The following is a 19,226-nucleotide window of genomic DNA, read 5'->3' on the forward strand; positions in this document are numbered from 1 at the left end:
TGAGAATCGCTCAACGGATCGCGAGCAGCACGTCGATGGTCGCGTCGAGGAGCGCATCGACCTGCTCCTCGCGGTAGCCGCGGCGCTGCATCCGGAACGCGGTCTGACGCACCTGCTCCGCTGTCAGCGCGTCGCCGTCGCGGAGGAAGCGCACGATGCGCTTGGCGACGTGATCTACTTCGTCGACGCGGTATCCGAAGGTCAGCATCCCGGTGCGGGCGAACTTGTGCCCCTGCGGTCGGGTGAGGTGGTCCAGGATCACCTGCGCGTCGGTGCGCGCCCGCCCGACCCAGGCGGAGGCGCCGTCCGTGGAGACGACGAGGGCGCGCTCGCGCTGCGCGAATGCCTCCTCGACCCTGGCCAGCGCGGCGTCGACGGCGGCGATGTCATAGCCGCCCCGCACCAACGGGAACGAGGCCGCGCGGATGTCGGAGGATCCGATTCCGTCCGCCTCGTCCTCGAACGCACGACGCGCGCGGAGCAGGAACGTGTCGACAGCGGCGCGCTGATAGCCCTTCTCCCTTCGCGGGAGCACGGGAAAGCTCGGCGCGGCGCCGGAGGCGTCGCGATCGGTTCGTGCGGAATCGGTCATGCTGCCGCCAGAGGGGTGAGAAGGAGGTACAGGGCGAGCGCGACCACAGCGGAGGGGAGCATGCTGTCGAGCCGATCGAGCAGACCGCCGTGCCCGGGGATCCAGGAGCTCATGTCCTTGATTCCGAGATCGCGCTTGAGCAGCGACTCCCCCAGGTCGCCGATCGTCGCGGAGGCCACGAGGACTGCGCCGACGATGAGGCCGGCCCACCATGGCAGGCCGAGGAGAAAGACGCCGACGAGGGCACCGGCGACCAGAGATCCGAGGACCGCACCGGCAAAGCCCTCCCACGTCTTCTTGGGGCTGACGCGAGGCGCCATCGGATGACGCCCGCCACGCCCGAACAGCAGGCCTGAGGCGTAGGCGCAGGTGTCGGCCACGACCACGACCACGATGAGCGAGAGCACCCACCACTCTCCGCGGGGCTGACGCAGCAACATCAGCATCAGCGCGCCGAGGAACGGCACATACACCTGGATGAACCCGCCGGCCAGGGCGTCGGTGAGGACGTCGCCGTAGGTGCGCCCGTCCTTTGCGACCATCTGAGCGACCAGACGCCACACGACGACGCCGAACACGGCGACGAACAGCATCACCCAGGTCAGCCAGGCCTCGGCGAAATAGCCGCCCGCCGCCAGCGCCGCCCCGAGCACGAGCTGCGGCCACAGGTCGACCTTGCGTCCGCCGCTGCGCAGCGCGAGCACGAGCTCCCAGACGGCGATCAGGATGATCGCGAGGCCGATCACCACGAACGACCACTTCGCCAGCAGCAGGGAGGCGAGGATCACACCGCCGATCAGCAGGCCGACGCCGGTCGCGACGACGAGGTCGCGCCCGGTGCGCTCCTTGATGCGCTCGTTCGCCTGATCCAGCTGGTCACGAGCGTGCGAGACATGCGTCTCGATCTCAGCCTTCTTCGCACGGAATTGCGCCTGCAGGTTCTCGCCGCTGCGCTGGACCGGACTCTCCTGGCCGCGCGGCGGTGGGATCTCGTCGTCGCGGCGCTGCTCAGCGTCATGGATGCGCGACGGAAGCGGTGGTCTCGGAGGGATCCTCGACGCGTCCTCGTCGCCGGAAGGGGTGCTCATAGGCGGTCTCAGACCTCGAGCAGCTCTGCCTCTTTGCGCTTGACAGCCTCGTCGATGAGGTCGACGTGCTGGCGCGTGAGGGCGTCGAGCTCCTTCTCGCCGCGAGCGATCTCATCCTCGCCGAGGTCGCTCTTCAGGCCGTCCAGCTCATCTTTCGCCTTGCGCCGGATGCCGCGGACATGCACCTTCGCGTCCTCGCCCTTGCTCTTCACGAGCTTGACGTACTCCTTGCGACGGTCGGCCGTGAGCTCGGGCATCGTGACGCGCACGATGTTGCCGTCGTTCGTCGGGTTAGCGCCCAGATTCGGCATGTCGCGGACCGCCTGCTCGATGGCCTTGAGCGCGGTCTTGTCATAAGGGGTGATGATCAGCGAGCGCGCCTCCGGATTGGCGAGCGATGCGAGCTGTGCAAGCGGAGTCGGCGTGCCGTAGTAGTCCACCAGGACCTTCTGGAACATCTGCGGGTTCGCACGGCCGGTGCGCACCGTGCTGAAGTCCTCCTTGGCGGCCTCGACGGCGCGCTGCATGCGGGAGGTGGTGTCGGCGAGGACATCCGCGATCACGGTGACTCCTATTCGTCAGGGGGTWGCGAYTCAAGTCTATCGGGGAGGATGTGCGGATCCCCGGCCCTACGCCCAGCGGCGCGGCCCGGGGATCCGATGCTCTCAGGCGATGACGCGGGTTCCGATCGGTTCGCCCAGTAGCGCGCGGGTGATGTTGCCCGCGGGCTCCATGCCGAACACGCGCATGTCCATGCCGTTGTCCATGCACAGGCTGAACGCCGTGGAGTCCACGACCTTGAGGCCGCGCACGAGCGCGTCCTGGAAGGTGATCTCCTCGATCCGCTCCGCCGAGGTGTCCTTCTTGGGGTCGGCCGTGTAGATCGCGTCCACGCCGTTCTTGGCGACCAGGACCTCGTCGGCGCCGATCTCCAGCGCACGCTGCGCCGCGACGGTGTCCGTGGAGAAGTACGGCAGGCCCGCGCCCGCGCCGAAGATCACGACGCGGCTCTTCTCCATGTGCCGCTCTGCACGCAGCGGCAGGTACGGCTCGGCGACCTGGGTCATGGCGATCGCGGACTGCACGCGCGGCGACGCGCCCGCCTGCTCGAGGAAGTCCTGCAGCGCGAGCGCGTTCATGACCGTGCCCAGCATGCCCATGTAATCGGCGCGGGCACGATCCATGCCGCGCTGGCTCAGCTCCGCTCCGCGGAAGAAGTTGCCGCCGCCGACGACGACGGCGATCTCGACCCGGTCGGTGGCCGCGGCGATCTCTCGCGCGATCTGGCTGACGATGTCGGGGTTGACCCCGAGCTGGCCACCGCCGAAGGCCTCACCGGAGAGCTTGAGGACGACGCGTCGTCGCCCCTGTCGTTCGGTCATGGAGTACTTCCTCTCGTCTGGGAAAAGATATCGTCTGCAGCCCCCGTGCAGGAGCGGGGGCATGACGAAGGGGTCCGGATCCTGGTGGATCCGAACCCCTTCGATGCTGTTACGCGCCGACCTTGAAGCGGGCGAAGCCGGTCACGTTCAGACCGGCGTCCTTCGCGACCTGGCCCACGGACAGCTTGTTGTCCTTGGCGTAGTCCTGCTCGAGCAGGGCGACCTGCTTGAAGAACGCGGTCACGCGCCCCTCGACGATCTTCGGCAGGGCGGCCTCGGGCTTGCCCTCGTTGCGGGAGATCTCGGTCACGATCTCGCGCTCCTTCTCCACGTCCGCAGCCGGGACGTCCTCACGGGTGAGGTAGGAGGGGTTCGCGAACGAGATGTGCTGCGCGATGCTGCGAGCGGTCTCCGCGTCGTCACCCGTGTAGGCGACGACGACGCCGATCTGCGGCGGGAGGTCCTTGCTCGTGCGGTGCAGGTAGACCTCGGTCCGCTCGCCGGAGATGGTGGCGACGCGACGCAGTTCGACCTTCTCGCCGATGATCGCGGCCTCGTCGGAGATCAGCTGCTCGACGGTCTGACCGCCGGCGTCCGCCGCGAGGGCGGCCTCGACGCTGTCCGCCTTGATGGCGGCGGCTGCGTCGGCGACCTTGTCGGCCAGCGCGATGAAGCGCTCGTTCTTCGCGACGAAGTCCGTCTCGCAGGCGAGCTCGACGAGCGTCACGGCGCCGTCCTGCTCGCGGGCGACGACCAGGCCCTCGCTGGTGGAACGGTCAGCGCGCTTGGCGTTGCCCTTCGCACCCTTCAGGCGAAGGATCTCGACGGCCTTCTCGACGTTTCCGTCGGCCTCTTCGAGCGCCTTCTTGGTGTCGACCATTCCCGTTCCGAGCTGCTCACGCAGCGCCTTGATGTCGGCGATGGTGAAGTTGGCCATGTTGTGGTGGCTCCTTGCTTCGTATGTATGCGTGGTGGATGCCGGTCAGCTGGCTTCTGCCAGATGACCGATAGGCAATTACTTGTCGGTCGACTCGGCGGCGGCGACCTCGGCCACCGTCTCGTCGGCAGCAGCGGCGATCGTCTCGTCGTGCGCCTCGGCGCCGGCCTCGTCCGCAGCGGACTCAGTCGCGGCGACCTCTGCGGCTGCGCCCTCGACGACCTCGGCCGCGGGGGCCTCGTCGGCGGCGGGGGCCTCGAGGAGCTCCTGCTCCCACTCGGCGAGCGGCTCGGCGTCGCCGACCTCGGGGTTGTGCTTGAGCTGCAGGCCCTCGGCCGCGGCGTCGGCGATGATGCGGGTCAGCAGCGAGACCGAGCGGATCGCGTCGTCGTTGCCGGGGATCGGGTACTGGAAGTCGTCCGGGTCGGCGTTGGTGTCGAGGATGCCGATCACCGGGATGCCGAGCTTCTTGGCCTCGTCGATGGCGAGGTGCTCGCGCTTGGCGTCGACGACCCACAGGGCCGACGGGGTCTTGGTCAGGTTGCGGATACCGCCCAGCGACTTGTGCAGCTTGTCGAGCTCGCGCTTCTTGAGCAGCAGCTCCTTCTTCGTGAAGCCCGATGCGGCCGGGTTCTCGTAGTCGAGCTCCTCGAGCTCCTTCATGCGGGCGAGACGCTTCGCAATGGTGGTGAAGTTGGTGAGGAGGCCACCGAGCCAGCGCTGGTTGACGTAGGGCTGACCCACGCGCGTGGCCTGCTCGGCGAGGATCTCCTGCGCCTGCTTCTTGGTGCCCACGAAGAGGATGGTGCCGCCGTGCGCGACCGTCTCCTTGACGAAGTCGTAGGCCTTGTCGATGTAGCCCAGCGACTGCTGCAGGTCGATGATGTGGATCCCGCTGCGCTCCGTGAGGATGAAGCGCTTCACCTTCGGGTTCCACCGGCGGGTCTGGTGTCCGAAGTGAACGCCGCTGTCGAGCAGCTGGCGGATGGTGACGACGGCCATGGTCGTACTCCTTGTTCGTTGAGGTTGTGCTGCCGATCGGGTGATCGGCGATCCTGGTGCCCGGCGCACACTCCGCTCTCCTGCGAGAGACCTGTGGAGTGTTCGCCACGTTGAACGCTGTGGGCACGCGTAGTCACCCCGACAGACGGGGTGCCGTGCAAGCATATCAGGGTCGCGACGCCGGAACACGCGCGATCCGTCCGCACAATCCCGCCGGTGCGCAGGCTGTGCACCGATTGCGCGGAAGACTCACTGAGCGAACGCCGCACGGCGGAGGATCGGAGGATGCACTCTCCTCGCCGCCTTGCCTCCCCGAATCGCGGCGGGCGTCCGCCGCTCGGGCTGCTCGCGGTGGCGGCCGCATTGCTCGGCGGGCTGCTTCCCGTGGTGCTTTCGGCGGCGTCTCCGGCGGCGGTCGCGGCTGGAGGTCCTGCACGCACCGGCGACGTCGGTCAGGTCGAGGTGAGTTCGCGGGCTTCGGGCCGGGGTCCGGCAGCTTCGGGCGTTGGTCCCGCGACTCCGGGCCTTGGTCCCGCGACTCCGGGCCTTGGTCCCGCGACTCCGGGCCTTGGTCCCGCGACTCCGGGCCTTGGTCCCGCAGCGGAGGGGCGCGCTTCGGCGGGTGGCTCCTCCTCGCTGCCGGACCACGATTGGCTCTGGCCGGTCGAGGGCGCGCGTTCGGTGCTCGTGCCGTTCCGGGCCCCCGCGCACGACTACGGACCCGGGCACCGCGGCATGGACATCGCGGCGACAGGCGGGGCCCGAGCACCGGCCGACGGCGTGATCGCGTTCCGAGGCGTGGTCGTCGACCGTCCGCTGCTGACGATCGACCACGGCAACGGCCTGGTCACGACGTTCGAGCCCGTGCAGTCGGAGTTGGCCCCCGGCACGATCGTGCATCGAGGGGAGGTCATCGCGACCCTGTCCACCGGCGGGCATACGCCCGCCGGTGCCCTGCACGTCGGTGTGCGCTGGAACGGCGTCTACATCAACCCCATGCTGCTGTTCGGCGACGTGCCGCGCGCGGTGCTGCTGCCCTGCGGGACCGACGGCTGCTGACCACTGCCACGGGCATGATGGCGACGCGCGTCCGTGCGTCCGTCACGCCCGTGGGTGCGCGAGGCGGTAGCTCGCCGCGAGGCGCTCCGCCGAGACGTGCGTGTAGATCTGGGTTGTCCCCAGACTCGCGTGCCCGAGGATCTCCTGCACCGCGCGCAGGTCCGCTCCACCGTCGAGCAGGTGCGTGGCAGCGGAGTGGCGGAGCGCGTGGGGTCCCACGGTCTCCGCGCCGATCACGGGCGCGAGCACACGGGCGACCAGTTCGTACACCGCGCGCGGTCCCAGGGCTCCTCCGCGCGCACCGCGGAACAGCGCAGGGCCTGGCCGCTCTGCGCGTGCGACGAGCACGGGTCGGGCGCGGCGCAGGTACGAGGCGACCGCATCACGCGCCGGCGCGCCGAACGGCACGACGCGCTCCCTGTCGCCCTTGCCGAGCACGCGGGCGGTGCCTCGGTCGAGGTCGACGTCGTCGACGGCGAGCCCGCACAACTCGGAGACGCGCATGCCCGATCCGTACAGGAGCTCCAGGATCGCGCTGTCGCGAAGGCGGACAGGATCTACGTCGAGTGCGGCGTCGCGCGCCTCGTCGAGCAGCACGCGCATCGCGTCGGCCGATGCCACCGCCGGCAGGGTGCGCCCCCGCTTGGGTGTCACGAGGCGCAGCGCGGGGTCGTGCGCGATGAGCCCGGCCTCGGCGGCCCAGGCGAAGAACGAGCGCACCGCCGCCGTCCGTCGAGCCAGGGTCGATCGCGCGTCACCCCGCTGCGTGGCTCGCCACAGCCAGTCCCGCAGCGCCTCGAGATCGACGTCGTCGAGCGCCGCATCCGCCGTCGACGCCGCGAGATCGGCCAGATCCGACCGGTACGCGCGCACCGTCGCCGGCGACAGCCGCCGCACCTGGGCGAGGTGCGTCGTGAACACCGTGGCGGCCTCGGATACGCGCATGACTCCAGCATGCGCTCCCCGGCTCTGCACCGGCGGGAGCACGCGCGGGCACCACGACCTCTCATTGCAGGATGCTGCGCCACCCGTGCTCGGAGCGGACCGCGCTGCCGTCCAGCTCCAAGATGCCGAGGAGCGCCTCGACTCGATCCGCGCTCAGCCCGCTGCGCTGCGCGAGCTGCGTGCTGCTGCGTGGCGTGCGCACGTTCAGCGCGTCGGCCAGGCGCACCATGTCCGGATCCTCCGAGGCCGTCGCCGGCGTCACCGCGGCGACCCCGAGCAGCTCGCGCACGTCGGCGACGGACGTGATGCAGCGCGCGTCGTAGTCGCGCAGCAGCCGGTGGCAGCCCGCGGACGCGGTCGAGGTGATCGGACCCGGTACGGCGCCGAGCGGTCTGCCGAGCGCGGCCGCGTGCCCCGCCGTGTTCAGGGACCCGCTGCGGTGCCCGGCCTCGACCACGACCGTCGCGGCGGAGAGCGCACTGATCAGCCTGTTGCGTGCCAGGAACCGCCACTTGGTCGGGGCGGTGCCGCAGGCCACCTCGCTCACCAGCGCGCCACTCGTCAGAATCCGCTCGAACAGCTGCGCATGCCCGCTCGGGTAAGGCCGATCCACCCCTCCGGCGAGCACGGCCACCGTCCTTCCTCCGGCACGAAGCGCGGCGCGGTGCGCCGTACCGTCGATCCCGTACGCGCCTCCGGAGAAGATCACGCGCCCCTCTGCGGCGAGCTCGGCCGCCAGCTCCCCCGCGACGTGTTCGCCGTAGCTCGACGAGGCCCTGGCGCCGACGAGCGCGACGCCGTCTCCCGTCAGCACCGTCGGATCGCCACGCAGCCACAGCGCGTGCGGGGCATGCGCACCCAGATCTGCTGCGCACGCGGGCCATTCCGGATCGGGCGGCAGCAGAAGGCTCGCTCCGATGCGTGCTGCGGTCCGCAGCGCTCCGAGATGCGGCAGCGGGTCGAGCCGGGGAGCCCAGCGTCGCCGCCCGTCCCGCAGCGCTCCCGCTGCCGGGCGGTCGTCCACGCCATCCTGGCGATCCCCCTCACCGCTCGCCATGAGGTCCAGTGCCTCCTGGGGCCCGAGCGCGGCGACGAGCGCGCCCGCGACGCCGTCGCCAGGCTCGGTGATGAGATTCCAGATCAGGCCGTCACGCACCTCGGGCCGCTCCGCATCGGGACGGACACGGGTGGCCGCCTCAAGGAAGCGCTCGTCCTCCCGGAAGGCGCGCAACCGTGCCGCGAGTGCTCCGCCGCCCGGTGCGCGCCGCTCGCTGCGCTCCGCGCTCCCCGCCGCAATGGTCTGCTCCGTCGCGCTCATGCCGTCATCCCCTTCTTCAGGAACAGGGCGCGCCCCACATGGGCGAGCCCCGGTGCGTCCGCACCCGCCAGGTCGGCTACCGACCACGCCAGCCGCAGGACCCGGTCGTATCCGCGCAGCGTGAGGGCCCCGCGTTGCAACGCGCGATCCAACGGCGCCCGCGCCTCGGCGGGGAGCCGGAAATCTCCCTGGCGCAGCCATGTGCCTGGCACGTGCGCGTTGAGCCGCCACGGCGTGCCCCTCCAGCGCCGCGCAGCGCGGTCCCGCGCCTCCTCGACCCGCCCGCGCGCATCGGCCGTCGAGAGCGTGCCGCGCTCCTGCGTGCTGACCTGGGCGGCCGAGACACGGGCGACCCGCACCTCGATGTCGAGCCTGTCCCGGATCGGACCGGACAGCCGTGCCGCATAGCGCCGGATCGCGGAGGGAGGGCAGATGCACTCCTCGCCGACCACGCCGAAGGCTCCACAAGGGCACGGATTCGTGGCGAGCACCAGCTGGAACCGCGCGGGGAAGCGCGTCGTGAACTCGGCGCGATGGATCTCGATCATCCCCGCCTCCAGTGGCTGCCGGAGCGCGTCCAGGACACCGCCCGGGGCCTCGGCCGCCTCGTCGAGGAAGAGCAGCCCGCCATGGGCTCGGGCGATCGCACCTGGCCGGGCCGCTCGGGATCCGCCGCCGATCATGGCGGCGATCGACGCACTGTGATGGGGCGCGACGAACGGCGGCCGGAGGTCCAGGCGGGTGAGGTTCTCCCCCATCAGCGAACGGATCGAGGCGGCTTCGAGGGCCAGCTCCTCGTCGAGGTCCGGGAGGATCCCGGCGAGCCTGCGCGCCAGCATGGTCTTGCCGGCGCCGGGCGGACCGGACAGGAGCAGGTGGTGCCCTCCTGCCGCGGCGGCCACGAGGGCGGCGACCGCCTCGTCCTGTCCGATCACATCCGCCAGCTCCGGCGCAGGACCACTCCGCGCCGGTGTCGCCGCGGCGAGCACCGGTTCAGGATCGCCGAGCTCGGCCAGATCGGCACCGTGCAGCAACGCCACGTGGGCGAGGCTCACGGCCGCGTGCACCTCGAGCCCCGGTACGAGCCGGGCCTCGGCCTCATTCGCGACGGGCACCACCGCCCGCTCGAACCCGGCCTCCCGCGCCGCATGCAGCGCCGGCAGCACCCCGGGAATCGGGCGCAGCCGCCCGTCCAGTCCGAGCTCGCCCAGATGCACCGTGTGAGCGAGCGAGACCTCATCGAGGGATCCGGTCGTGCCGAACGCCGCGATCGCGATCGCGAGATCGAACGCGGCCCCGTGCTTGGGCAGGCCGGCGGGCGACAGGTTCACCGTGAGCTTGCGCCGCGGCAGGTCGAGGCCGCTGTTGCGGCAGGCGTTGTGCACACGGCGCACCGCCTCGCCGAGCGCGCGGTCCGCAAGCCCGATGAGATCGAACCCCGGCGTCTGCTGCGAGAGATCCGCCTCGACGTCCACCATGTGGCCGTTCAGCCCGGTCAGGGCGACCGCCCAGGTGCGCGCGGTCATCGCAGATCCTGCAGGTGTTCGAGGACTCCGATCGCCGGATCCGCGCCCACGATCCCGATCGCCTCGAGCCGCAGTGCCTGCCCCCGGCTCGCCATCGGGTGCTCCCGCACCCATACGTGCACCAGTCGCCACAGCCGCTGCCGCTTGCGCTCGTCGATCGCTTCGAACGGGTGTCCGTAGTCGAGGGTGCGCCGAGTCTTCACCTCGACGAACGCCAGCGTGCCATCGCGCTGCGCGACGATGTCGAGCTCACCCTGATCGCACCGCCAGTTGCGGTCGAGGATCCGGTATCCGAGTCGGGTCAGGTGCGCTGCGGCGCGGTCCTCCCCCGCGCGTCCGAGATCGTCTTTGGCTGCCATGTTCGACAGCCTGACCGCCGCTGCGGCGTCGTGGAGCGCCGTTCACGCAACCCGTGCGCAATCGGCGGGATCATCCGCCTGGGGAGGAAGATCGCGGGAGGGGCAGCGGTCAGGCCAGAGGGCGCCCGCCACGGCATGAATCACTCGCCGTCGAGTGAGAGCTCCTGCGGCAGTTCGAACTCGCGGCGCGACAGCTCCTCGACGTTCACGTCCTTGAACGTGAGCACGCGCACGGACTTCACGAAGCGGTCGGCGCGGTAGATGTCCCACACCCAGACGTCATTCATGGACACTTCGAAGTAGAAGTCATGCTCGGTGTCCCGGCGCACCACGTTGACCTCGTTGGCGAGGTAGAAGCGGCGCTCGGTCTCGACCACGTACTGGAACTGCAGGACCACGTCGCGGTACTCGCGGTACAGGGCGAGCTCGAGCTCACGGTCGTAGTCGTCGAAGGCGTCGTCATCCATGATCCCCCCATCCTACGAGAGCGGGATCCGCGCGGCCGCATCCTCGCGCGCGGTCAGAACAGCGTGGGCGCGTCGGCGATCGCCCAGGACGAGCGGTGGTGGCGGGTCAACCCGCGCAGACGGATCGCCTCACGGTGCTCGATGCTCGCGTAACCCTTGTTCCGCTCCCACTGGTAGTGCGGGAACTCGGGCGCCAGGTCGACCATGAGGGCATCGCGTGCCACCTTGGCCAGCACCGAGGCCGCGGCCACCGACGCGCAGTCCCGGTCGGCCTTGATGATCGAGCGCACGTTCAGGCGCCCGGGATGCACGGCAGAGACGTAGTCGTGGTTGCCATCGAGGATCACGAGCGCCGTCGAGGCCTCCCAGGCGTCCCCACAAGCCGCGATGATCGCACGGGACGCGGCGAGGCCCAATGCGCGCATGATGCCGACCTCGTCGATCTCGGCGCTCGAGGCCCAGCCCACCGCGCTCGCAGGCGCCCAGGCGCCGGCACGGTCGGCGACCTCGCGCCGGCGCTTCTCCGGCACCAGCTTGGAGTCGCGCAATCCCTGCGGCACCCGCCGGCGTGCGGCGGCCGCGTCCACCACGGTCGCGCCGACGGCCACCGGGCCGGCCAGCGCTCCTCGCCCGACCTCGTCCAGGGCGATGAGATGGGAGTGCTCCCGCAGCAGCCGCCGCTCGAGGACCAGGCTAGGCTCGACGACCGCCACGGCGGCGCTCCTGTGGCTTCGGCTTCGACACCCCGTTGAACACGGCGTAGTGACCGTCGACGAGGCCGAACCGGTCGAACGGCCACGTGGTGAGGAATGCGCGCCCGACGATGTTCTGCATCGGCACGAATCCGCCCCCGGGCTGATCCTGGTGATAGCGCGAGTCCTCGGAGCGCGTGCGGTTGTCCCCCAGCACCCACACCGCGCCCTTGGGCACGGTGACATCGAACGGGATGCTGGACGCGCGTGCGTCGCCCACGCCGGGTTTGAGATACGACGACTCGTCGATCGGAGCGCCGTTCACGGTGAGCTGGCCCAGTGAGTTGCAGCACACGACATGATCACCCGGAAGGCCGATGAGGCGCTTGACCAGATGGTCGTCCGAGTCGGGGGCGGCGACCCCGATCAGGGTGAGGAACCATTCCCCGGCCTCGAACAGCGGGGACCGCGGCGGCTGCGGCGGCGCCGGCGGCAGCCAGCCGCCCGGATCCTTGAAGACCACGACGTCGCCGCGGTGATAGCCGTTCCAGTGCGGAGTGACCTCATCGACGAGGATGCGGTCCTTGACGAGCAGCGTGTTCTCCATCGAGCCGGACGGGATGTAGAAGCTGCGCACCACGAAGGTCTTCACGAGGAAGGAGACCAGCACCGCGATGAGCAGGATCACCACGACGTCGCGGAGGAAGATCACCCAGCCGCGTCGTCGCGGCGTCGTCTGCTCCCGCACCGCGTCGGCGGGTCCGGCCGCCGCGAGCTCTTCCGTCATGCGCCATCCTTCACAGGCCTCGGCCGTCGACTGACGGCGCCTTCCAGCTTCTCATGTCCAGGGAACGAACAAGCGCCCCGGGAACCGTGTCTCGGGGCGCTTGTTCGAAAGCGGATGGGTCAGCGCGCGTCGCGCTTCTCCTTGATCTTCGCCTTCTTGCCGCGCAGGTTGCGGAGGTAGTACAGCTTGGCGCGGCGCACGTCGCCGCGGGTGACGACCTCGATGTGGTCGATCACCGGGGAGTGCACCGGGAAGGTGCGCTCGACGCCCACCTGGAAGCTGATCTTGCGGACCACGAAGGTCTCGCGCACACCGTCGCCCGAGCGGCCGATGACGACACCCTGGAAGACCTGGATACGGGAGCGGCTGCCCTCGATGATGTTGACGTGCACCTTGACGGTGTCGCCGGGGAAGAAGTCGGGGATGTCGGAGCGGAGCGAAGCCGCGTCGACGACGTCGAGGATCTGCATGATCGTCTCTCTCTGCATTCGCCTCAGGTCGCATGCATGTAGGAAGGGGTGAAAGGAGTGTTGTGTGCCGAACGGAGCGCTGAGCGCCCGCGGGTTCCCCTGAGGCAGAACCGGGTCACGGCACAAAGAACCATTCTGCCATGGAACCGGATCCGCACCAAAACGGGATCGGCCCCTCCCGGCCCGCGGCTCAGCGCGCGGAGAGGTCGCGCCCGGGGCGCGAGGAAGACCGCGGCCGCGCGCTCCGGGCGTCAGGCCCCTGAACGGTCCGTCTCCGTGATGACGAAGACGTCTCCCTGCTGCGACATCCGCTCTCGCTCAGGGCCGCCAGGATCCCCGTATGCCGCGGCGCGCATCGCTTCGCCGTCGATCGCGAATGCGGCCCTACCGCGCTCCGCCAGGTCCTTCCAGAGCTGCCAGAGGGTCGACCAGAACAGGCCGAGGAACGCCACGATGGTGCCGGTCAGCAGCCAGCCGAACGCGCTCTGCGGGAAGAAGCCCAAGGCGATCGTGAGGCCATGCCACACGGTGAACCCGATGACGTCGCGCCAGGAGACCGCGCGCTCCTCTCGGACGGTCGGGCGCGCGCGCACGAGCAACCCCAACGCCACCTCACCGACGAGCACCGAGGGCAGAGCGACGAACAGCACCCAGAAGAAGGCCCAGCCTCCGGCCTGGAACACACCCCAGCCGATGAACAGCCACAGCGGCAGCACCAGGGCGGCCGGGAACAGCCAGGAGAAGAAAGCGCGCCGGATCCACATACCGCGATGCTACGTCGGGGGCACCGACGCGGATCCGCGCGTTCGCTGTGAGCGTCGCCGGCGGAGAGGCGTCGGCCGCCAGAGAGGTAGGAGAGAATGGACCAGACGAGAGGACTGGGAATGATCGAACTGCGCACCCCCGCCGAGATCGAGGAGATGCGGGCGGCCGGACGCTTCGTGGCGGAGACGCTGGCGACGCTGCGTGCCGAGACCAAGGTGGGCACGAACCTGCTCTCGATCGATCGGCGCGCGCACGACATGATCCGCAAGGCCGGTGCCGAGTCCTGCTACATCGACTACCACCCCTCGTTCGGCGCGAGCCCGTTCGGGAAGGTCATCTGCACGTCCGTGAACGACGCCGTGCTGCACGGACTGCCCCACGACTACACACTGCGCGACGGCGACCTCGTCTCCCTCGACTTCGCCGTCTCCGTCGACGGCTGGGTCGCCGACTCCGCCGTGTCGTTCGTGGTCGGCACCCCGCGCGATGAGGACCTTCGCCTCATCGACACGACCGAGCGCGCCCTGGATGCAGCGATCGCGGCGGCCGTGGTCGGCAACCGGATCGGCGACATCTCGGCCTCGATCGCCGCCGTCGCTCACGGCGAGGGATACTCGATCAACACGGACTTCGGCGGGCATGGCGTCGGCCGCATCATGCACGGCGACCCGCACGTGCCCAACGACGGCCGGCCCGGACGCGGCTTCCCGCTGCGCGCCGGCCTCGTGATGGCGCTGGAGCCCTGGTTCCTCGCGACCACGGACGAGCTCGTCACCGACCCGGACGGCTGGACGCTGCGCAGTGCCGACGGCTCCCGTGGCTCGCACTCGGAGCACACGGTCGCGATCACCGAGGACGGCCCGATCATCCTCACCGACCGCACGTTCCTCGGCGTCGACTGATCCCGGATGCGCACGCGCTGAGGCGCACCCCGGAGCCGAGCGGCCGCTGTGCCGAAGCGGGTGCTGTGCCATTCTGTCGGCATGCCTCTCGCCGCACGGATGCCGGATCGCCTGTTCCTCGCGCGGCATGGCCAGACCGAGTGGAATCTCGAGCGCCGGATGCAAGGTCGGCTCGACTCCCCACTCACCTCCGCCGGCATCGAGCACGCGCATGCGACCGCACGGCAGCTGGAAAGCTCAGGCGTCGGGCTGATCTGCACGAGTCCGCTGGGACGCGCACGACGCACCGCGGAGATCGTCGCCGAACACCTCGATGTGGCCGTGGTCGTCGTCGACGAACTCGCGGAGGTGGATCTGGGGACCTTCGCGGGGCGCACCTGGGATGAGATCGATGAGACCCACCCCGGTGTCCGCGCCCTGCGGTCGGAGAACCGATACGGATGGGCGTTCCCCGGTGGCGAAAGCTACGCGTCGGCGCGACCGCGGGCACTCCGGGCGCTGGAGGAGTGCTCCTGGGCCGGTGAAGGGACACCGCTGCTCGTCACGCACGAGATGATCGGCCGGCTGCTGCGCGGCGCCATGCTCGGGTACGGGCATGCGGACACGCTCGCGCTGCGCCACCCGCATGGGATCGTCTTCGAACTCGCCCACGGAACAGAGCGCCTGCTCTGAGAAGGTCCGTCAGGATCCCGATCCGCCTCCGGTCGGTCGCCATGAGGCAGCGCGGGACGGCGCTCAGCCCTCGTCGGACAGCAGGTCGGGGCGGCGGCGGCGGGTGCGCTCGAGCTGTTGCTCCCGACGCCAGGCAGCGATCGCGCCGTGGTTCCCGCTCAGTAGGATCGGCGGCACCTCGCGCTCGCGCCAGACCGACGGCTTCGTGTAGGAGGGGTACTCGAGCAGGCCATCCTCATGCGATTCCTCGACGAGGCTCTCAGGGTTGCCGACGACACCGGGGATGAGCCGGCCGATCGCCTCGATCATCGCCATGACGGCGACCTCTCCCCCGTTCAGCACGTAGTCGCCGAGACTGATCAGGCGCACTTCGCCGAGGCTTGCGGCCTCCTCGAACACGCGCTCGTCGATGCCCTCGTAACGGCCGCAGCCGAAGATCAGATGCTCGCGGTCGGCGAGCTCGCGCGCGGTCGACTGCCGGAACACCTCGCCCGCCGGTGACGGGAAGATGATGGTGGGGCGAGCGTCAAGCGGCTCCGGAACAGAAGCCGTGCGAGCGGGCTCGGTCGCGAGCTGGTCGAGCGCGAGCCCCCAGGGCTCCGGCTTCATGACCATGCCGGCGCCGCCCCCGTAGGGCGTGTCGTCGACGGTGCGGTGCCGATCGCTCGTCCAGTCCCGCAGGTCGTGGACGTTCAGGTCCAGGATCCCGCTGTCGCGCGCCTTGCCCAGCAGCGAGAGGGTCAGCCCGTCGAAGTACGACGGGAAGATCGAGACGACGTCAATCCGCACCGGGAGCGTCCTGCTCGGAGGCGTCGGCGGGTGCGTCCTCGTCCGCGAGCTCCTCGAACAGTCCGGCGGGCGGCGTCACGACGATGCGTCCGGCGGCGATGTCCACGGTCGGCACGATCGCCGAGACGAACGGCACCATGATCTCGGATCCGTTCCCCGATGCAGGCCGGACGATGAGCAGATCCTGCGCGGGAAGGTGATCGACGCGGATCACGCGCCCGACGACGACGTCATCGCGGACGACGTCCAGCCCGGTGAGCTGGTGGTCATACCAGGCGTCGTCTTCGGGCTCCTCGGTCTCGTCCTGGTCGATCCACAGGATCGCCTTGACCAGGCCTTCGGCCGCGGTGCGGTCATCGACGCCCTCGAAGAACACGACGGAGCTGCCGTTCATCACCCGGTGCTCGCGGACGGTGATGGACTTGCCGTGCCACGGAGATGCCTCAGGCACCTGCAACGTGAACTCGGCGCCGGGCACGAAGCGCCCGGCCGGATCGTCGGTGTACAGCTCCAGCTTGAGCGCGCCCTTGAGGCCGTGCGCCTTGACGAGGCGCCCGACGCGCAGCTGGTTGCGGCCTGACGGGCGGTCGGTGGTGGCCACGCTCAGTCGTCCGCGACGTCGACGCGAACGCGACGTCCGTCCGCGAGCGCGGTGATCAGCGTCCGCAGGGCCTTGGCGGTGCGGCCGCCGCGCCCGATCACGCGACCTCGGTCATCGGGGTGCACGTGCACCTCGAGGACGTCGCCGCGGGGCGACGAGGTGGCGGTGATGGTCACATCCTCCGGGTGATCGACGATCCCCGAGACGATGTGCTCGAGCGCGRCAGCCAGCACGACGGATTACTCCGCGTCGGTCGCAGCGTCGGCTGCGTCCTCGGCGGCGGTCTCGACGGAAGCCTCCTCGACGGGAGCCTCCTTCTTCTCGACCTTGGGCTTGATGACCGACTTCTTGGAGGAGTCGGCCTCGAAGGCCACCTTCTCGCCGGCGACCTTGAGGGTGGACTTCGCGTCCTTGTCACCCTTGAACTTGCCCCAGTCGCCCGTGATCTTGAGGATGGCGGCGACCTGCTCGGTCGGCTGCGCGCCGACCGACAGCCAGTACTGCGCCCGCTCGGAGTCGACCTCGATGAACGAGGGCTCCTCGGTGGGGTGGTACTTGCCGATCTCCTCGATCACGCGACCGTCGCGCTTGGTGCGCGAGTCGGCGACGACGATGCGGTAGTACGGCGCGCGGATCTTGCCCAGGCGCTTGAGACGAATCTTGACAGCCACGATTCTCCTGAATGGTGTGGAAGGAAGACGAACTGATCACCTGGAGCGTGGGGTGCACACCCGGTGGAAGCTCTGCGGGTGGATCACGGCCGGATAGAGGGTCGAGCGGTGATCCAGCTGTCCATTCTGCCAGATCCGCGGCCCTGAGGCGAAACGACGCGGATCACGGTGGGTTTGACTGCCATCCGATCTGTACTGCATGACATATTACTGGGTAGAGTGAGGGCATGTCCGATGTGATCGCCGATCTCGCCCTCATCGATGCGGCGACCCTCGCGGCCCGCGTGAGCATGGCCGACGCGATCCGGGCCGTCGGCGAGGTGCTCCGCGGCGGCTTCGACCCCGAGGACGATCTGCCCCGCACGATCCTCGATATCCCGCACGGGCAGCTGCTGCTCATGCCCGCCGCCTTCGGCGGGATGGCCGGACAGAAGCTCGCCTCCGTCGCTCCGGACAACCCGGCACACGGACGGGACCGCATCCAGGCCGTCTACGTGGTGCTGGACGGCACGACGCTCGCGCCGATCGCCGTCATGGACGGCACGGCTCTCACTTCTCTGCGCACGCCGRCCGTCAGCGCCGCCGCGGTGGACGCGCTGGCCGGCCCCGATGCCGGCGACCTCGTCGTGTTCGGCACCGGACCTCAGGCCGTGCAGCACGTCCGGGCGCTCTGCGCCGTGCGCGCGCTCCGCACGGCACGCCTGATCGGACGGGATCCGGCCAAGGCCGCGGATGCCGTCGCCCACGCCCGGGACTTCGCGACGGAGGCGGATGTCGCCGTCGGATCCGTCGCGGACCTCGCCGCCGCCGACCTCATCGTGTGCGCGACCACGGCGACGGATCCGCTCTTCGTCGCCGACGCGGTGCGCACAGACGCCACCGTCGTCGCGATCGGCTCGCACGAGCCCGGTAAGGCGGAGCTGCCGCCCGCTCTGCTCGGCCGCGGTCAGGTCGTGGTGGAGAGCCGTCGCGTCGCGGCGGCGGAGGCCGGGGACGTCATCCGTGCCCTGGATTCCGGCGCGCTGCGGCCGGAGGAGCTCGTCACGATGCATGAGCTCTTCACGGGAAAGGTCTCCCCCGCCAAGGACCGGCCGAGGATCGTGAAGACGTGCGGCATGGGGTGGCAGGATCTGGCGGTCGCCGCCCGCGCAGTCCGCACCGGAGAGGAGCGATGATGACCATGATCACGGAGGATTGGCACACCGCCGGAGAGCCGTTCCGGATCGTCGAGGGCGTGCCGACCCACGGTGCCACCGTCGCCGAGCGCCGGGTCGACGCGATGAACGGCGAGGCGGACGGCGTCAGACGCTTCCTCTGCCTCGAGCCCCGCGGCCACGACGACATGTACGGCGGCTTCCTCACGCCGCCCGACGACGCCGGCGCCGACTTCGGCGTGCTGTTCTGGCACAAGGACGGCTTCTCCACCGCCTGCGGGCATGGCACCATCGCACTCGGCGCGTGGGCGGTGCGCACGGGCCGAGTGCCCTCGGATCCGGACGGCGAGACGACGGTCACGATCGATGTGCCGAGCGGTCGCGTGCAGGCCCGCGTGCGACAGCAGGGCGGCCGGATCACCGAGGTGGTGTTCCGCAACGTGGAGTCGCGGGTGCTCGCGCGCGGAATCTCCCTGGAGACGTCGCACGGGCCGGTCGACGTCGACCTGATCTTCGGCGGCGCCGTGTACGCGACGCTGCCCGCCTTCGCGGTCGGCCTGTCCGTGCTCCCGGAGCACACCGCCGACCTCATCCGCATCGGGCGCGAGATCAAGTGGGCGCTGAACGAGCATCCGGCCGCCCAGCTCGACGACGCGCGCCTGAGCGGCGTCTACGGCACCATCCTGGTCGACGACCTCGGACGCACCGAGCGCGGCCCCTGGCAGCGCAATGTGACGGTGTTCGCCGACGGCGAGGTGGATCGCAGCCCGTGCGGATCCGGAACAGCCGCCCGTGTGGCGCTGCTCGCGGCATCCGGCGTGCTCGGCGACGGCGAAGAGCTCACGCACGACTCGATCCTCGGAACCCGCTTCCACGCGAGCGTCGTCGAGCGCACCGCGGACGGCGTGATCCCCGAAGTGCGCGGCCTCGCGCATCGGGTCGGATCCTGCGCCTTCGAGCTCGACGAGGGCGACCCGCTGCCCGAGGGCTTCAGCCTGCGCTGACGTCCGGGGCCTGCCCTATCGTGAGGGATCCTGGCCCGCCCGGC

24 protein-coding genes are annotated in these 19,226 nt (G+C 70.1%); 5 read left to right on the top strand and 19 right to left on the bottom strand.

The features are described from left to right. Positions 1–10: 10 nt before the first annotated feature. From AC1DMN_RS07165 to rpsB, 6 genes are all read right to left on the bottom strand, one after another. The gene (locus tag AC1DMN_RS07165) at positions 11–592 is read right to left on the bottom strand and encodes a DivIVA domain-containing protein (RefSeq protein ID WP_440731657.1); all 582 of its coding nucleotides are present in this window, start codon (positions 590–592) and stop codon (positions 11–13) included. Next, positions 589–1,680, bottom strand: coding sequence for a phosphatidate cytidylyltransferase (locus AC1DMN_RS07170; protein ID WP_477229152.1), 1,092 nt, complete (start codon positions 1,678–1,680; stop codon positions 589–591). Before AC1DMN_RS07170 ends, AC1DMN_RS07165 begins: the two co-directional genes overlap by 4 nt. Before the next feature lie 8 nt (positions 1,681–1,688). After that, positions 1,689–2,243, bottom strand: coding sequence for a ribosome recycling factor (gene frr / locus AC1DMN_RS07175; protein ID WP_045273202.1), 555 nt, complete (start codon positions 2,241–2,243; stop codon positions 1,689–1,691). 102 nt (positions 2,244–2,345) lie between these two features. Next, entirely contained in the window at positions 2,346–3,062 is a 717-nt protein-coding gene (gene pyrH / locus AC1DMN_RS07180; RefSeq protein ID WP_440731655.1) for a UMP kinase, read from the bottom strand. 109 nt (positions 3,063–3,171) lie between these two features. Next, entirely contained in the window at positions 3,172–3,999 is an 828-nt protein-coding gene (gene tsf, locus AC1DMN_RS07185) for a translation elongation factor Ts (protein WP_440731654.1), read from the bottom strand. Positions 4,000–4,077: 78 nt separating this feature from the next. After that, the gene (rpsB, locus tag AC1DMN_RS07190; protein ID WP_440731653.1) at positions 4,078–5,001 is read right to left on the bottom strand and encodes a 30S ribosomal protein S2; all 924 of its coding nucleotides are present in this window, start codon (positions 4,999–5,001) and stop codon (positions 4,078–4,080) included. A gap of 285 nt (positions 5,002–5,286) precedes the next feature. Between rpsB and AC1DMN_RS07195 the strand changes: the two genes are divergently transcribed. After that, on the top strand, positions 5,287–6,060 hold the full coding sequence (locus AC1DMN_RS07195; RefSeq protein ID WP_477229153.1) for a murein hydrolase activator EnvC family protein: 774 nt from the start codon (positions 5,287–5,289) through the stop codon (positions 6,058–6,060). A gap of 42 nt (positions 6,061–6,102) precedes the next feature. Here AC1DMN_RS07195 and AC1DMN_RS07200 read toward each other — a convergent pair whose 3' ends face one another. The 9 genes from AC1DMN_RS07200 to AC1DMN_RS07240 all read right to left on the bottom strand — a co-directional run bounded on the left by AC1DMN_RS07200 (position 6,103) and on the right by AC1DMN_RS07240 (position 13,388). Continuing rightward, positions 6,103–7,005, bottom strand: a complete 903-nt coding sequence (locus tag AC1DMN_RS07200; RefSeq protein ID WP_477229154.1) for a tyrosine-type recombinase/integrase — start codon at positions 7,003–7,005, stop codon at positions 6,103–6,105. 61 nt (positions 7,006–7,066) lie between these two features. Further along, positions 7,067–8,323 (bottom strand): DNA-processing protein DprA, encoded by a 1,257-nt coding sequence (gene dprA, locus AC1DMN_RS07205; RefSeq protein WP_477229155.1) that lies wholly within the window; start codon positions 8,321–8,323, stop codon positions 7,067–7,069. Beyond that, positions 8,320–9,849, bottom strand: coding sequence for a YifB family Mg chelatase-like AAA ATPase (locus tag AC1DMN_RS07210; RefSeq protein ID WP_477229156.1), 1,530 nt, complete (start codon positions 9,847–9,849; stop codon positions 8,320–8,322). Before AC1DMN_RS07210 ends, dprA begins: the two co-directional genes overlap by 4 nt. Beyond that, positions 9,846–10,208, bottom strand: coding sequence for a YraN family protein (locus tag AC1DMN_RS07215; protein ID WP_440731648.1), 363 nt, complete (start codon positions 10,206–10,208; stop codon positions 9,846–9,848). Before AC1DMN_RS07215 ends, AC1DMN_RS07210 begins: the two co-directional genes overlap by 4 nt. A gap of 140 nt (positions 10,209–10,348) precedes the next feature. Then, positions 10,349–10,675 (bottom strand): DUF2469 family protein, encoded by a 327-nt coding sequence (locus AC1DMN_RS07220; protein WP_045273217.1) that lies wholly within the window; start codon positions 10,673–10,675, stop codon positions 10,349–10,351. A 53-nt stretch (positions 10,676–10,728) separates the two neighbouring features. Continuing rightward, complete coding sequence (locus AC1DMN_RS07225) at positions 10,729–11,388, bottom strand: ribonuclease HII (protein ID WP_477229157.1); 660 nt, start codon at positions 11,386–11,388, stop codon at positions 10,729–10,731. After that, positions 11,369–12,154: a signal peptidase I gene (lepB, locus tag AC1DMN_RS07230; RefSeq protein WP_440731646.1), complete on the bottom strand. Its 786-nt coding sequence runs from the start codon at positions 12,152–12,154 to the stop codon at positions 11,369–11,371. Before lepB ends, AC1DMN_RS07225 begins: the two co-directional genes overlap by 20 nt. 119 nt (positions 12,155–12,273) lie before the next feature. Continuing rightward, complete coding sequence (gene rplS, locus AC1DMN_RS07235; protein WP_440732424.1) at positions 12,274–12,624, bottom strand: 50S ribosomal protein L19; 351 nt, start codon at positions 12,622–12,624, stop codon at positions 12,274–12,276. Positions 12,625–12,875: 251 nt separating this feature from the next. Beyond that, positions 12,876–13,388: an MFS transporter permease gene (locus tag AC1DMN_RS07240; RefSeq protein WP_477229158.1), complete on the bottom strand. Its 513-nt coding sequence runs from the start codon at positions 13,386–13,388 to the stop codon at positions 12,876–12,878. A gap of 120 nt (positions 13,389–13,508) precedes the next feature. Between AC1DMN_RS07240 and map the strand changes: the two genes are divergently transcribed. Together map and AC1DMN_RS07250 are read left to right on the top strand one after the other, a co-directional pair. Then, positions 13,509–14,291 (top strand): type I methionyl aminopeptidase, encoded by a 783-nt coding sequence (map, locus tag AC1DMN_RS07245; protein ID WP_441975819.1) that lies wholly within the window; start codon positions 13,509–13,511, stop codon positions 14,289–14,291. Positions 14,292–14,372: 81 nt separating this feature from the next. Beyond that, entirely contained in the window at positions 14,373–14,963 is a 591-nt protein-coding gene (locus tag AC1DMN_RS07250) for a histidine phosphatase family protein (protein ID WP_477229159.1), read from the top strand. A 63-nt stretch (positions 14,964–15,026) separates the two neighbouring features. Here the strand turns inward: AC1DMN_RS07250 and trmD are convergent, their stop codons facing one another. The 4 genes from trmD to rpsP are packed head-to-tail and all read right to left on the bottom strand — an operon-like array spanning position 15,027 to position 17,024. Then, a complete protein-coding gene (trmD, locus tag AC1DMN_RS07255) occupies positions 15,027–15,752 on the bottom strand; it encodes a tRNA (guanosine(37)-N1)-methyltransferase TrmD (RefSeq protein WP_477229160.1) in 726 nt (241 codons plus the stop codon). Beyond that, positions 15,742–16,353 (bottom strand): ribosome maturation factor RimM, encoded by a 612-nt coding sequence (gene rimM / locus AC1DMN_RS07260; protein WP_440731641.1) that lies wholly within the window; start codon positions 16,351–16,353, stop codon positions 15,742–15,744. The genes trmD and rimM overlap by 11 nt, the downstream gene beginning before the upstream one ends. Before the next feature lie 2 nt (positions 16,354–16,355). Beyond that, the gene (locus tag AC1DMN_RS07265) at positions 16,356–16,586 is read right to left on the bottom strand and encodes an RNA-binding protein (protein WP_477384038.1); all 231 of its coding nucleotides are present in this window, start codon (positions 16,584–16,586) and stop codon (positions 16,356–16,358) included. A gap of 6 nt (positions 16,587–16,592) precedes the next feature. Further along, positions 16,593–17,024, bottom strand: a complete 432-nt coding sequence (gene rpsP / locus AC1DMN_RS07270; RefSeq protein WP_440731640.1) for a 30S ribosomal protein S16 — start codon at positions 17,022–17,024, stop codon at positions 16,593–16,595. A 227-nt stretch (positions 17,025–17,251) separates the two neighbouring features. Here rpsP and AC1DMN_RS07275 point away from each other — a divergent pair, with 227 nt between their 5' ends. Both AC1DMN_RS07275 and AC1DMN_RS07280 read left to right on the top strand, forming a co-directional pair. After that, the gene (locus AC1DMN_RS07275) at positions 17,252–18,199 is read left to right on the top strand and encodes an ornithine cyclodeaminase family protein (protein ID WP_477384040.1); all 948 of its coding nucleotides are present in this window, start codon (positions 17,252–17,254) and stop codon (positions 18,197–18,199) included. Continuing rightward, positions 18,199–19,182, top strand: coding sequence for a proline racemase family protein (locus tag AC1DMN_RS07280; RefSeq protein ID WP_477229162.1), 984 nt, complete (start codon positions 18,199–18,201; stop codon positions 19,180–19,182). Before AC1DMN_RS07275 ends, AC1DMN_RS07280 begins: the two co-directional genes overlap by 1 nt. The last annotated feature ends 44 nt before the right edge of the window (positions 19,183–19,226 follow it).

Source organism: Microbacterium sp. 01T413_2, from assembly GCF_056398985.1.